The sequence below is a fragment of the Cyanobium sp. PCC 7001 genome (genome assembly GCF_000155635.1).
In the GTDB taxonomy this organism is placed as follows: domain Bacteria; phylum Cyanobacteriota; class Cyanobacteriia; order PCC-6307; family Cyanobiaceae; genus NIES-981.
In genome coordinates this window covers 571,832-584,868 of record NZ_DS990556.1, presented here as the reverse complement: position 1 = coordinate 584,868, position 13,037 = coordinate 571,832, and the positions used below count along the sequence as shown (strand labels likewise).

The window sequence follows — 13,037 nt, the reverse complement described above, 5'->3', positions numbered from 1 at the left end:
GTCTGCCGTTCACTTTCCTGCAGTGGGGATCCGGGCGGATCCCCTTTTTTTGACCCTGCCCGCTTCCGCATCACAGCCGGACGACCCATGTTTCTCAGTGTCGTCATTCCCACCTACAACCGGTTGCCGATCCTGCGCCAGTGTCTGCTGGCCCTCGAGCAGCAGGAGCTCGCGGACCAGGCCGATGGCTACGAGGTGGTGGTGGTGGACGACGGTTCCACTGACGACACGGTGGCCTGGCTGGAGGCCCACCGGCACCAGCTGCCCCACGTGCGGCTGGTGCTGCAGGACCATGGCGGCCCAGCCGAAGGAAGGAACCGGGGGGTGGATCATTCCCGCGGCGATGTGATCGTGTTCATCGACAGCGATCTGGTGGTCACCCCCAGCTTTCTGCGCAGCCATGCGGCCGGTCTGCGTGGTGCCTGGCAGCGGCTGGGCCACCGGCGCTGCTTCACCTATGGCGCCGTGATCAACACGGCCGATTTCGAGGATCCCACCGGCGAACGTCACAAGCTGCGGGATCACTCCTGGGCCTACTTCGCCACGGGCAATGTGGCCATCGCCCGGGATCTGCTGGAGCAGGCCGGGCTGTTCGACACCAGCTTCCGGCTCTATGGCTGGGAGGATCTGGAACTGGGGGAGCGGTTGCGCCAGTTGGGCGTGCTCCTGATCCGTTGCCCCGAAGCCGTGGGCTACCACTGGCATCCCGCCTTCAGCCTGGAGCAGATTCCAGCCCTGATCCGGCTGGAGCAGGAGCGGGCCAGGATGGCGCTGGTGTTCTTCCGCAAGCATCCCAGCAGACGGGTGCGGATGATCATCCAGTTCACCTGGTTCCACCGTCTGCTCTGGGAGCTCCTCACCCTGGGTGGATGGCTCAATGAGCGCACTCTGCGTCCCGTGCTGGGCTGGCTGATCCGCCGGGGACAGGCGGCCCTGGCGCTGGAGCTGCTGCGGCTGCCGCTCAACCGCCTCGGTGTGCGGGCCCTCCGGGCCCAGGCGCGGCGCGAAGGACTGGCCTGATCCCTGCCGCCGAAAGAACCGGGAGAACAGACCAGCAGGGCGATTTGGTAAGGTTCCAGGGTCAACTTTCACTCCGCACACCTGCGTGTTTCGGGTGATCGAGGACTCAGCCCTGGCCCCGGCCTGCTGCCCTGCAGCCTTGCCTGGTCGGCGTCGGGTGGTGCAAGGACCGATTGGGAGCTCCGCTTCCCTGCTGGCCTGAACCCTGAGCCCCCTGATCCCTAGGCAGGTGGAGGCAAACCCGAAACCCCAACCACCATGGCTGTCGTCACTCTCGCCGAAATGATGGAGGCGGGTGCCCACTTCGGGCACCAGACCCGTCGCTGGAACCCCAAGATGTCGCGCTACATCTACTGCGCGCGCAACGGAGTTCACATCATCGATCTCGTGCAGACCGCCGTCTGCATGAACAACGCCTACAAGTGGGTGCGCAGCGCCGCCCGCAGCGGCAAGCGTTTTCTGTTCGTGGGCACCAAGAAACAGGCCTCCGAGGTGATCGCCCTGGAGGCGACCCGCTGCGGCGCCGCCTACGTGAACCAGCGTTGGCTCGGTGGCATGCTCACCAACTGGACCACCATGCGTGCGCGGATCGAGCGGCTGAAGGATCTGGAGCGCATGGAGTCGTCCGGCGCGATCGCCATGCGGCCGAAGAAGGAAGCGGCCGTGCTGCGGCGCGAGCTGGACCGGCTTCAGAAGTATCTGGGTGGCCTGAAGAACATGCGGCGTCTGCCCGATGTGGTGGTGCTGGTGGATCAGCGCCGGGAGACCAACGCCGTTCTGGAAGCCCGCAAGCTGGACATCCCGCTCGTGTCGATGCTGGACACGAACTGCGATCCCGATCTCTGCGACGTGCCGATCCCCTGCAACGACGATGCCGTGCGCTCCGTGCAGCTGGTGCTGGGCCGCCTGGCTGACGCCATCAACGAAGGCCGCCACGGCAGCAGTGACCAGGCCCAGGCCGACGACGCCTGAGTTGGCGATCAACCTGAATCCCTGAGTCGGATTCTCTGTTTTCAACAACCCATCCCGTAATTTCCATACCCATGGCTGACATTTCGGCGAAGCTGGTGAAAGAGCTGCGCGACAAGACTGGCGCGGGCATGATGGACTGCAAGAAGGCACTCACCGAAACCAAGGGTGATGCCGACAAGGCTGTCGAGTGGCTGCGTCAGAAGGGGATCGCCTCCGCAGAGAAGAAGGCCGGACGCACCGCTGCAGAAGGAGCCATCGGCTCCTACATCCACACCGGTGCCCGGGTCGGTGTGCTGGTGGAGGTGAATTGCGAGACCGATTTCGTGGCCCGCGGCGAGATCTTCCAGGAGCTCATCCGCAATGTGGCCATGCAGATTGCAGCCTGCCCCTCCGTGGACTATGTGAGCACCGAGGACATTCCTGCCGCCGTGTCCGAGCGGGAGAAGCAGATCGAGATGGGCCGGGACGATCTCGCCGGCAAGAAGGAGGAGATGAAGGAGAAGATCGTGGCCGGACGGATCGGCAAGCGTCTCAAGGAAATGGCGCTGATGGACCAGCCCTACATCAAGGACAGCACCATCACCGTGGCTGAACTGGTGAAGCAGGTGGCCGGCAAGGTGGGGGAGAACATCCAGGTGCGGCGGTTCGTGCGCTTCAACCTCGGTGAGGGTATCGAGGTGGAGAAGATGGACTTCGCCGCCGAAGTGGCCGCCATGCAGGCCTCCTGAGCGCCATCGGGCCGCCCGTTCCCACCGCTCCTGTGGACGCCTTCCAGGAGGCCCAGCGCCAGCTGGCCGCCATCCGTGCCGACGTGGCACGCGGCAACCCCGAGCTCTACCGCCATCTGGCCCTGTACCTCCAGGTGCTGAGACAGGGCCTGCTGCCCGCCATGCAGCAGGCCTGTTTCCATCTGGCCACCCAGCTCCGCCCCGACCGCTACTGCCGGTTGCCCGCTGCCCGGCGCCATGAGCTGCATCGGCGGATGGAGGATCTGGCCCGGCGTGCCTGCACCCTGCTGACGGTGGAGCAGGTGACGGCCATGGCCGCCCAGATCGCCCGGGTGGATCAGCGGGAGCGGCACCAGGACCAGGCCCGCATGCTGGAGCACCTGCGGACACCGGAACCCGGAGAGGAGGAACGGCCGTCCCCGGAGGCGAGCGACTGGCCCCGGGCCCCGGGCTCCATTCACCTGGCCATGGCACCGCCGATCGATCCGCGTCACCTGCCGCAGGCCACCCCCCCAGCGGCGTCCGATGACGTTGGCGATGCCGGGGCCGCCGCCCAGGAGCACCCGGGGACCGAACCGGCAGGCGGCGCCATGGAGGCCATGGTGCAGGCCTTCTCGGAGGCCTTGGCACCGGAAACGCTCGAGGACGCGGAAGGTCCGGAGGGTGGAGTTCCCTGGAGCGATGCAGGCCTCCCCACGGATCCCACACGGCTGCTCACCTGGTTGACCGGCTATGAGCGAGCTCTGACGCGCCGGCTGCGCAACCTCTCCCATGCGCTGAACATGGACTGCCTGCGCCTCGGGCTCACCCAGGGGTTGTTGCCGGTGGGGCTGCTCGACGCCGCCCTGCAGGGCCAGGTGGAGATGCTGCCCGCTCCTGCCAACCTGCTGCGGCTCCAGGTTCCTGCGGAGGCGGCGGGCAGCGGCGCCCCGCTTGCCCTGGTGGCGGTGCTGCTGCGGCTGGTGGATCTGGAGCTGGAGGATCCCCGGCTGCGAACCTGCCGCCAGCGGCTGCAGCAGCACACCCAGGAGGTGCGCAGAATGGCCCAGACCTACCGCCGGGTGCAGCGGCGGCTGCGAACGCTGGAGGCCGAACGGCTGTGGCTGGAGGACAACCGCACGCCAGCCCCTCCGCGGGACCCAGCCGAGAGCTGAGCGCCAGCCCTGAGCTCGAACCTTGGCTTCGGACCCTGCAACAGGCCCTGCAGCTGGAGGTGGATCGGGGCTTCGGAGACCTGCAGGGGCGTCAGGAACGCTTCAGCACGTTTCTCGAGAGAAGCCTGCGGCACCCTCCCGCCGCCGGTCTGCCGGGAGCGGAGCGCCGGCAGGCCCTGGTGGCAGGCTTCGCCCGCTATGGGGAGCTCACGGCCGCCCGGCGGCAGGGCCTCGTCAGGGACTGTCGCCAGTACCTCCATGAACTGCGCCAGTGGTGGCAGCCCCCCGCGCCGATCGGCCCGCCCAGGTTGCGGCTGGCGCCACAGCCAGTCGCCAGCCCCGCCCAGGCAGCGGGGGGACTGGCGACCAGAGGCGCGCTGGACCCCGAGGCTCCCCTGGGCACGATCCGCGGCGTCGGCCCCCGCACGGCGGCCCGTCTGGCCCAGCTTGGACTGTTCGTGGTGCGGGATCTGGTGCACTACTACCCCCGCGACTACCTCGACTACGCCCATCGGGTGCGGATCGCGGGCCTGGAGGTGGGCCGCACGGCCACCATCGTGGCCACGGTGCGCCGCTGCCAGGCCTTCACCAGTCCTCGCAACCCCAACCTGGGCATCCTGGAGCTGCAGCTCAGTGATCCCACCGGTCGGTTGCGGGTCAGCCGTTTCTTCGCCGGCCGGCGGTTTGCCAGTCCGGCCTGGCTGAAGGCACAACAGCGCCAGTACCCCCCCGGCGCCAGCGTGGCCGTGAGCGGTCTGGTGAAGGAGACCCCCTACGGCCCGGCCTTCCAGGATCCGCTGATCGAGGTGCTGGAGAGCCCGCAGGCCACCGTGCGCTCCCCCGTGATCGGCCGCCTGCTGCCGGTGTACGGCCTCACCGAGGGGCTGGGCGCCGACCGCCTGCGGCAGGCCATCGCGGCGGTGCTGCCCCAGGTGCGTCAGTGGGACGACCCCCTGCCCCAGGCCCTGCGCCACGCCCATGGTCTGGTGGGGCGCGCCGAGGCCCTGGAGCAGATCCATGCCCCCGCCGACCAGGAGCAGCTGCAGGCCGGCCGCCATCGGCTGGTGTTCGATGAATTCCTGCTGCTGCAGCTCGGACTGCTGCAACGGCGGCGGGAGCTCACCCGCAGCCCGTCGCCGCCGCTGCAGAGCCCGGTCCATGACAGCCTGATGGCCCGCTTTCTGGAGCTCCTCCCCTTCCAGCTCACCCCGGCGCAGCAGAGGGTGATCGCGGAGATCCGCGCCGACCTCGCCCGGGAGCAGCCGATGGCGCGGTTGGTGCAGGGGGATGTGGGCAGCGGCAAGACCGTGGTGGCCATTGCGGCCCTGCTCACCGCCATCGACGCCGGCTGCCAGGGTGCCCTGATGGCGCCCACCGAGGTGCTGGCGGAGCAGCACTACCAGAAGCTCTGCGCCTGGCTTCCCCAGCTGCACGTGAGCTGCGCCCTGCTCACCGGATCCACACCGGCGCGGCGGCGACGGCGGTTGCTGGAGGATCTGGCCAACGGCCAGCTGCAGATGCTCGTGGGCACCCACGCCCTGCTCGAGGATCCGGTGGCCTTCGCCCGGCTGGGACTGGTGGTGGTGGACGAACAGCACCGCTTCGGCGTGGCCCAGCGCGATCGTCTGCTCGCCAAGGGGCTCCAGCCCCATCTGCTCACCATGACCGCCACCCCGATCCCGCGCACCCTGGCCCTCTCGGTCCACGGTGATCTGGACGTGAGTCAGATCGATGGCCTGCCACCGGGCCGTACGCCGATCCAGACGCGCCTGCTCCGCGCCGGCGAGCGGGATGAGGCCTACCAGCTGATCCGGAAGGAAGTGTCGCGGGGGCAGCGGGCCTATGTGGTGCTGCCGCTGGTGGAGGAGTCGGAAAAGCTCGATCTGCGTTCCGCGGTGGAGGTGCACCAGCAGCTGAGCGAGGCGATCTTCCCCGATCTGTGCGTGGGGCTGCTGCATGGGCGCATGGCCAGTGCCGACAAGCAGGCGGCCCTGGCCGCCTTCGCCGCCGGGGAGAGCCAGGTGCTGGTGAGCACCACGGTGGTGGAGGTGGGTGTGGATGTGCCGGAGGCCAGCGTGATGGTGGTGGAGCATGCGGAGCGGTTCGGACTGGCCCAGCTGCACCAGTTGCGCGGCCGGGTCGGCCGGGGAGCCGCCGCGTCCCACTGCCTGCTGGTGAACCACAGCCGCAACGCCCTGGCCCGGCAGCGGCTGGATGTGCTGGTGCGCTCCAGCGACGGTTTCGAGATCGCCGAGATGGACCTGCGCCTGCGGGGGCCCGGTCAGGTGCTGGGCACGCGGCAGTCGGGGCTGCCCGATCTCGCCCTGGCCAGCCTCACCGACGACGGCAGCGTGCTGGAGCAGGCGCGCGCGGTGGCCCAGGAGATCCTGGCCGCCGATCCGGAGCTGCAGCACCATCCGAAGCTGGCCGCCATGCTGGCTCTCCAGCGGCAGCGGCTCAGCGGTGGGGTTCGGCTCAACTGAGGCCATCGGGTGAGGCAATCTGGCCAGGATCAACACAGTCCGGTCAGCCCAGCCCGGTGAGCAGATGGAGCGGCGTCCGTGGAATGCGATTCCGATCGATCCCAGCCCGGACGCCCTGGTGCCCCTGCCGGCGGCGCTGTGGCGGCTGGAACCCCATCCCTACGTCGCCCTGGGCGCTCCCTACGGTGAGGGGGGATCGCCGTTCCAGCTGCGGCAAGGCGTGGTGGAGCGGCTGCTGGCGGCCCAGCGGGCGCTGCAGAGCCAGCAGCCCGAATGGCGGCTGGCCATCTTCGACGGATGGCGGCCCCTGGCGGTTCAGGCGTTCATGGTGCGGCACGCCACAGCGGAACTCTGCCGCGACCGGGGGGTCGATCCCCTCGCCGCCGGGCCGGCACTGGCGGAGGTGAGCCGCGAGGTGGGTCGTTTCTGGGCGCCACCGAACCCGGACCCAGGCGCCCCGCCGCCCCACAGCACCGGAGCAGCGGTGGATCTCACCCTGGCGGACCGGCACGGCGCCCCGATCGACATGGGTTCGCCCATCGATGCCATCGGTGCTGTGTCGGCACCCGACCACTTTCTCGGGGTGGCTGCGGCGAGCCGCGATGCGGGTGAGCGTGAGCGGGCCCTGGCGGTTCATGGCCATCGCCGCCTGCTGCAGAAGGTGATGGCGGCAGCGGGCTTTGCCCAGCACCCGGGGGAGTGGTGGCATTTCAGCTGGGGCGATCAGCTCTGGGCCTGGCGCTGCGGCCAGCCCGCGGCGATCTATGGCCGCGTGGGAGTCTGAGCCGCGAGCTCCTGGCGCAGGGCGGCAGCGGCTTCCGGCTCCATCAGCCCCTTGGCCACGCAGCGCCGCAGGCTGGAGTCCGTCATCTCCAGCTGCACCTCACGCAGCCGGGCCAGCACCGCCGGGCTCTGGTCGGCAAAGGGGGCCAGATGCCGCGCGAAGGCCTGGCGGATGGTGTCCGGCTGACAACTCACAGGATCGGGGTCGTAGATCACCACTTTCGGTGTCGGTGGCGGTGGACCCCGGCGGCCCTGGGCCTGGGCCGGCAGCGCGGCTGTGGCAGCCAGGGCGGCAGCGGCGGCGAGCTGCAATGCCCTCCAGGGCCAGGGCCGGCCAGAGCCTGCCCGACCACCACCGCTCCGCTCGTCCAGGCCCTGGACCACCACCACCGCCATGGTCAGGCCGCCGTTAGCAGGGCTTCCACGGCCGGTCGACCCTGGCGGACCACGAAGTCACCGAAGCTCACCCGCCCTCCGGCCACCTGCCAGGCCCGCAGCAACGGCTCCAGGGTGGGCTCCAGCTCGCCCAGGGGCATCTTCTCGAGGTAGGGCTCGGCCAGACGGCTGAGGTTGGGGGTGCCACCCAGCCAGAGCTGATAGAGGTCGGGGCCGCTGCCCACCAGGCCGATCTCCGCCATGTAAGGCCGGGCACAGCCGTTGGGGCAGCCGGTCATGCGCACCAGCACGGGCTTGCTGATCCCCAGCTGGTGCAGCAGCCCGTCGAGGCGATCCAGCACGTCGGGCAGCACCCGCTCGGCTTCGGTCACCGCCAGGCCGCACAGCGGCAGGGCCGGGCAGGCCAGGGCATGGCGGGCCAGCGGTGCCGGTGCCTCAGGGCTCTCGATGCCCATGGCAGCCAGCTCCGCCCGAATGCTGCTGCGCTGGGCCGTGCCGATGTTGCACAGCAGCACGTCCTGGTTGGGAGTCAGCCGCAGCTCCAGCTTGTAGGTGTCCACCAGGCGGCGCAGCCCCGCCTTGAAGCTGCCGCTGATGCGGCCGCAGAGCACGGGCAGACCCACGAACCACAGTCCCCGGTCCTGACGATGCCAGCCCAGGTAGTCCTCCAGCCGGATCGTCGGCTCCTGACGCATCCCCTTGATCGGATGGGAGAAGTAGGAGGACTGAAGTTCGGAGCGGAACCAGTCCACACCACGATCGTGGATCAGGTATTTCATGCGGGCGTGGCGGCGCTGCTGGCGGTCGCCGTGATCACGCTGCAGGGCCACGATGGCCTGAACCAGATCCAGCAGATGGCCATAGGCCACATAGCCGAGCGGATCGGCCGTGCGGGCGAAGGTTTCCTCCTTGTTGTGGGTCCGGCCCATGCCACCGCCCACATAGACATTGGCGCCCTGGGGTCGGCCCTGCGGATCGCAGAACAGCACCAGGCCGATGTCCTGGGTGAGGAGATCCACCGAATTGTCACCGGGCACGGTGACCGCCACCTTGAACTTCCTCGGCAGATAGGTGGAGCCGTAGAGAGGCTCCTGGCCGTCACCGCTGAACACACCGCCTTCGCTCTGGCGCGCCTTCACCTTGCGCACCGGAGCACTGGGCTTGATGCGGTAGCTCAGCTCCCCGTCCACCCAGAGGTCGAGGTAGGAGCCCTCCGCCGCCTGGGGGGCGAGCAGATCGGCGATGTCGTCGGCCAGCTGGCGGGCGGCTGGATAGCCCGCCTTGGAGAAGGGGGCGGCGGGCGCCATCACGTTGCGGTTGATGTCTCCACAGGCCGCCAGGGTGGACCCCAGTGACCGCACGATCGTGCCGATCACCTCCTTGAGGTGCTCCTTGCGCACGCCATGCATCTGGAACGCCTGGCGGGTGGTGACCCGCAGGGTGCCGTTGCCATAGCGCTCGGCCAGCTCATCGATGGCCAGGTAGAGCTGGGCTGGCACCCGGCCGGCGGGATTGCGCAACCGGAGCATCATCTGCCAGTCCTTGGTCTGGCCTTTCTGACGCTTGTCGCGGTTGTCCTGTTGGTAGCTCCCGTGGAACTTGAGGATCTGAACGGCGTTCTCGGTGAAGTTCGGCGCCGTGTTGCCCAGCTCGCTCAGGAGCGGCTCCCGCAGATGACCACTGTTGGCCTTCAGTTGCTCGAACTTTGTCGGCCCAGACGTCACGATGTCGGCAACCACCCGATAGCCCAACGACCGTAGCGAATGGGGCCGGCTTCCAGCCTGCCGCGTTGCGCGTCGCTCCATAAAGTTGGCGGTTGCCGTGGCTGCCTGCGTGTCGACGTTTCTGCTCGAGATCGGAACCGAGGAACTGCCGGCCGACTTCGCGCGCCTCGCCCTCCCCCAGCTGGAGGCGCTGGTGGCCGCCAGCCTGGCGGAGCAGCGGCTGGAGCACGGCGATCTGGACTGCACCAGCACGCCGCGGCGGCTGGCCGTGACCGTGCCGGGACTGCCGTCACGCCAGCAGGACAGGGAGGAGGAGCGCAAGGGCCCGCCCGCCGCACAGGCCTTTCGCGACGGCACTCCCACCGGTGCCGCCCTGGGCTTTGCCAAGCGCTGCGGCGTGGCTGTTGACCAGCTGGAGATCCGTGACACGCCCAAGGGGCCGTTCGTGTACGCGGTGCTGCGGGAGCCGGGCCGTGGCGCCGCCGAGGTGCTGGCCTCCCTGATCCCCGGCTGGATCCAGCAGCTGCAGGGCCGCCGCTTCATGCGCTGGGGAGAGGGGGAGTGCCGCTTTTCCAGGCCCGTGCGCTGGTTGGTGGCCCTGCTGGATGAGGCGGTGGTGCCGGTGGTGCTGCCGGGCACCGATCCGGTGGTGGCCTCGGGACGTCACAGCAGGGGACACCGGCTGGAAACCCGGCCGGTGGTGATCCCCAGCGCCGCGCAGTATGCCGACACGCTCGAGGCCGCCGGGGTGACCGTGAGCCGCCGCCGCCGCCGCGACAGGATTCAGACCTCCATCGCTGCAGCGGCAGAGGCCCGCGACGCCCGACCGGATCTGCCCGAGGCGCTGCTGGAGGAGCTCACGGATCTGGTGGAGCAGCCCCTGTTGATCGAGGGCGCGATGGAGCACACCTATCTGGACCTGCCGGCCGAGGTGCTGGGCACGGTGATGCGGTCACACCAGCGCTACGTGCCGCTCTATCAGAGCGACGCCCAGGTGGATCCCCTGGCCCCGGCCGCCCGGGGCGTGTTGCAGCCTGGTTTTCTGTGCATCAGCAATGGCCGGGAGCAGGCCTGGGAGACGGTGCGCAGAGGCAACGAACGGGTGCTGCGGGCCCGGCTGGCCGATGCCCGCTTCTTCGTCACGGCCGACCGGGCCGTGGCGAGCATCGACCGGCGCGACCAGCTGGCCCGGGTCACCTTCGCCGAGGGTCTCGGTTCCCTGCGGGATCGCGTCGAGCGGATGGAGTGGTGCACGGACGTGCTGCTCGAGGTGCTGCCTCTGCCGGAAGAGGCGGCAGGGCATGCCCGCCGGGCCACCCATCTCTGCAAGCACGACCTGGTGAGCCAGATGGTGGGGGAATTCCCCGAGCTGCAGGGGGTGATGGGGGCCAAATACCTGCTGGCTGAAGGGGAGCCGAGGCACGTGGCCCTGGCGGTGCTGGAGCACTACCTGCCCCGGGGCGCAGGGGATGCCCTGCCGGAGTCGGAGGCCGGCGCCGTGGTGGCCCTGGCCGAACGGCTGGAATTGCTGCTCAGCATCTTTGCCAAGGGGGAACGGCCGAGCGGCTCCTCCGATCCCTACGCCCTGCGCCGTGCCGGCAATGGTCTGCTGCAGATCCTCTGGGCCAGGGAATGGCGGCTCGACCTCGACGCCCTGCTGCAGCGCTGCAGCCTCCACTGGGCGACGCTGCTGCCCGACCTGGAGGTTTCCGCTGGCCTGCTGCGCGGCGATCTGGCCGAATTCCTGTGCCAGAGGCTGGCCAGCCTGCTGGAGGAGGAGGGACTGGAGCCCGATCTGGTGGCCGCGGTGGCCGGGCCCTCCCTGCCCAGGGCCCGCCTCCTGCGGGATCCCGGCGATGTGCGACAGCGCGGCCTGTTGCTCGCGGCTCTGCGGCGCGAGGGGCGGCTCGCCGCCGTGCAGGCGGTGGTGACGCGGGCCGCACGACTGGCCGAGAAAGGCGCGTTGTCCCCCGACGTGCTCAGCCCGGATGCCGTGGTGGATGCCAGGTTGTTCGAGAAAGGATCGGAGGCCGGCATGCTGGCCGTGCTTGAGCGTCTCACTCCGCTGGCCGCCAGCTGCAGCAGCGAGGGCTACAACGCGTTGGCCTCGGCTCTGGAAGACAGTGCCGAGGCGCTGGGAGCGTTCTTCGATGGAGACGGCAGCGTGATGGTGATGGCGGAGGATGCGGCTGTGCGCACAAACCGCCTCGCCATGCTCGGAGTGCTGCGCAACCAGGCCGCCGTGCTGGCGGACTTCCGTCAGCTGCAGAACTGATCGGCGGCAGGGGCCTGGTCAGGGCCCCGGCGTCTCACTTCGCGGCCAGAGCGGGTTCCCGCTCCGCCGCCTCCCCCTCGGCAGCGATGACCTCAGCCGTGGCCCCCGTGGTTGCCGGGGCTGCCACAGGGGCTGGAGACGACTGGTCGCCGCGAACCCGGATGCCCCCTTTGATGGTGCTCACCGCCAGCATCGCGTTGACTTCATCGTCGTCCCGTACGGCGCTGTCCACAGGCTTGTAACCCTGGGGTGCCAGGGCGTTGCCCCGCAGCACGGCCCCAAGGGTGAGCAGCGTGAGCTTGAGCTGCTGCCAGGGGTTCATCGCCACCACCCGCTTGTACAGGTAGCTGTCGAAGGTGAGCCGCTGCACGTCCTTGTCATCGCACATCTCCACGAACGCCTCGCGGGCCGCATCGTTGCGGTAGAAGATGTTCTGAAGCAGTTCCAGCACTTTGTAGGTGGCGCCGTACTGGCGGTCCCACTTGCGCAGGTAGACCTTGAGGTCGGCCTCGGATGGAATGCTCTGGCCAGCCTGGCTGGCGGCCACGATCTGCTCGGCGCACATCCGCCCGCTCTTGGCGGCGAAGTAGATGCCCTCGCCGGAGCTCTTGGTCACGTAGCCGGCGGCATCCCCCACCAGAGCCATGCGGCCCACCACCCGGCGGGGGCGGGGGTGTTCCGGAATCGGGTGGGCCTCCACCTTGATCACTTCGCCGTTCACCAGCCTCTTGCGGGCCCTGAGGCGGATCCCCTCCTGCAGACCCTTGATCAGGGCCTGGTTGTTCTGCATGGTGCCGGTGCCCACGGCCACATGGTCGTACTTGGGGAACACCCAGGCGTAGAAGTCGGGGGACACATCGGTGCCGACATACATCTCGGCCAGGTCCTCGTAGTAGCTCATCTCCTTGGCCGGGAGCTTGATCCGCTCCTGGAAGGCGATCGCCACGTTGTAGTCCCCTGCATCCATGGCCTTGGCCACGCGGCTGTTGGCGCCATCAGCGCCCACGATCAGGTCCACCTCGAGGGTTCTGGTCTCCCCGGTGGCCTCGCCGGAGCCGTAGTCCGAATAGGTGAGGGTGTAGGGCCCCTGGCGGTTCTTGCCGGTGTCGATCTTGGTGACGAGTCCGTTGATCAGATGGGCGCCGAGATCGGCCGCCCGGTTGCGCAGGAAGGCGTCAAGAATTTCGCGCCGGCACATGCCGATGTATTCATTCTGATCATCGAGGTGGATATCCACTTCCCGATTGGAAGGGGAGATCATCCGCATGTTGCGCACCTTGCGGTCGATGATCTCTTCCGGCAGATCAAATTCAGACACCATGCACAGGGGAATGGCACCCCCGCAGGGCTTGGCGTTGTCGAGCTTGCGCTCGAAGATCCAGGTCTGGATGCCGGCCTTGGCGAGCACCTCAGCGGCACAGGAACCACTCGGGCCGCCGCCCACCACCGCGACACGCAACATCGGGAAAACGCTCCGCCAGAAAAGGTTCTGGCCCGGAAGC

General features: G+C 68.9%; 10 protein-coding genes. 7 read left to right on the top strand and 3 right to left on the bottom strand.

The window, feature by feature from the left end:
• Window positions 1-87 precede the first annotated feature (87 nt).
• From CPCC7001_RS02845 to CPCC7001_RS02820, 6 genes are all read left to right on the top strand, one after another.
• Window positions 88-1,020: a glycosyltransferase family 2 protein gene (locus CPCC7001_RS02845; RefSeq protein ID WP_006909466.1), complete on the top strand. Its 933-nt coding sequence runs from the start codon at window positions 88-90 to the stop codon at window positions 1,018-1,020.
• A gap of 258 nt (window positions 1,021-1,278) precedes the next feature.
• The gene (gene rpsB, locus CPCC7001_RS02840) at window positions 1,279-1,992 is read left to right on the top strand and encodes a 30S ribosomal protein S2 (protein ID WP_043368530.1); all 714 of its coding nucleotides are present in this window, start codon (window positions 1,279-1,281) and stop codon (window positions 1,990-1,992) included.
• 71 nt (window positions 1,993-2,063) lie between these two features.
• The gene (tsf, locus tag CPCC7001_RS02835; protein ID WP_006910642.1) at window positions 2,064-2,720 is read left to right on the top strand and encodes a translation elongation factor Ts; all 657 of its coding nucleotides are present in this window, start codon (window positions 2,064-2,066) and stop codon (window positions 2,718-2,720) included.
• Between the two features lie 32 nt (window positions 2,721-2,752).
• Window positions 2,753-3,874 (top strand): hypothetical protein, encoded by a 1,122-nt coding sequence (locus tag CPCC7001_RS02830; protein ID WP_006910060.1) that lies wholly within the window; start codon window positions 2,753-2,755, stop codon window positions 3,872-3,874.
• Window positions 3,871-6,357: an ATP-dependent DNA helicase RecG gene (gene recG, locus CPCC7001_RS02825; RefSeq protein WP_071778338.1), complete on the top strand. Its 2,487-nt coding sequence runs from the start codon at window positions 3,871-3,873 to the stop codon at window positions 6,355-6,357. The genes CPCC7001_RS02830 and recG overlap by 4 nt, the downstream gene beginning before the upstream one ends.
• Window positions 6,358-6,421: 64 nt before the next feature.
• Window positions 6,422-7,141, top strand: coding sequence for a M15 family metallopeptidase (locus CPCC7001_RS02820; protein ID WP_006910283.1), 720 nt, complete (start codon window positions 6,422-6,424; stop codon window positions 7,139-7,141).
• Here the strand turns inward: CPCC7001_RS02820 and CPCC7001_RS02815 are convergent.
• Together CPCC7001_RS02815 and sir are read right to left on the bottom strand one after the other, a co-directional pair.
• A complete protein-coding gene (locus CPCC7001_RS02815) occupies window positions 7,120-7,536 on the bottom strand; it encodes a hypothetical protein (RefSeq protein WP_043368528.1) in 417 nt (138 codons plus the stop codon). The two genes, CPCC7001_RS02820 and CPCC7001_RS02815, sit on opposite strands and share 22 nt — an antisense overlap.
• 2 nt (window positions 7,537-7,538) lie before the next feature.
• Window positions 7,539-9,275, bottom strand: a complete 1,737-nt coding sequence (gene sir / locus CPCC7001_RS02810) for a sulfite reductase, ferredoxin dependent (protein ID WP_006910618.1) — start codon at window positions 9,273-9,275, stop codon at window positions 7,539-7,541.
• 94 nt (window positions 9,276-9,369) lie between these two features.
• Between sir and glyS the strand changes: the two genes are divergently transcribed.
• Window positions 9,370-11,535 (top strand): glycine--tRNA ligase subunit beta, encoded by a 2,166-nt coding sequence (gene glyS / locus CPCC7001_RS02805; protein WP_043369413.1) that lies wholly within the window; start codon window positions 9,370-9,372, stop codon window positions 11,533-11,535.
• A gap of 34 nt (window positions 11,536-11,569) precedes the next feature.
• Here glyS and chlP read toward each other — a convergent pair whose 3' ends face one another.
• Window positions 11,570-12,997 (bottom strand): geranylgeranyl reductase, encoded by a 1,428-nt coding sequence (gene chlP, locus CPCC7001_RS02800; protein WP_006910972.1) that lies wholly within the window; start codon window positions 12,995-12,997, stop codon window positions 11,570-11,572.
• Window positions 12,998-13,037 lie beyond the last annotated feature (40 nt).

Excerpts from the sequence above, each read along its gene's own strand:
- CPCC7001_RS02845 (WP_006909466.1), top strand. The coding sequence starts at position 88 with ATGTTTCTCAGTGTCGTCATTCCCACCTACAACCGGTTGCCGATCCTG.
- rpsB (WP_043368530.1), top strand. The coding sequence starts at position 1,279 with ATGGCTGTCGTCACTCTCGCCGAAATGATGGAGGCGGGTGCCCACTTC.
- tsf (WP_006910642.1), top strand. The coding sequence starts at position 2,064 with ATGGCTGACATTTCGGCGAAGCTGGTGAAAGAGCTGCGCGACAAGACT.
- CPCC7001_RS02820 (WP_006910283.1), top strand. The coding sequence starts at position 6,422 with ATGGAGCGGCGTCCGTGGAATGCGATTCCGATCGATCCCAGCCCGGAC.
- CPCC7001_RS02815 (WP_043368528.1), bottom strand. The coding sequence starts at position 7,536 with ATGGCGGTGGTGGTGGTCCAGGGCCTGGACGAGCGGAGCGGTGGTGGT.
- chlP (WP_006910972.1), bottom strand. The coding sequence starts at position 12,997 with ATGTTGCGTGTCGCGGTGGTGGGCGGCGGCCCGAGTGGTTCCTGTGCC.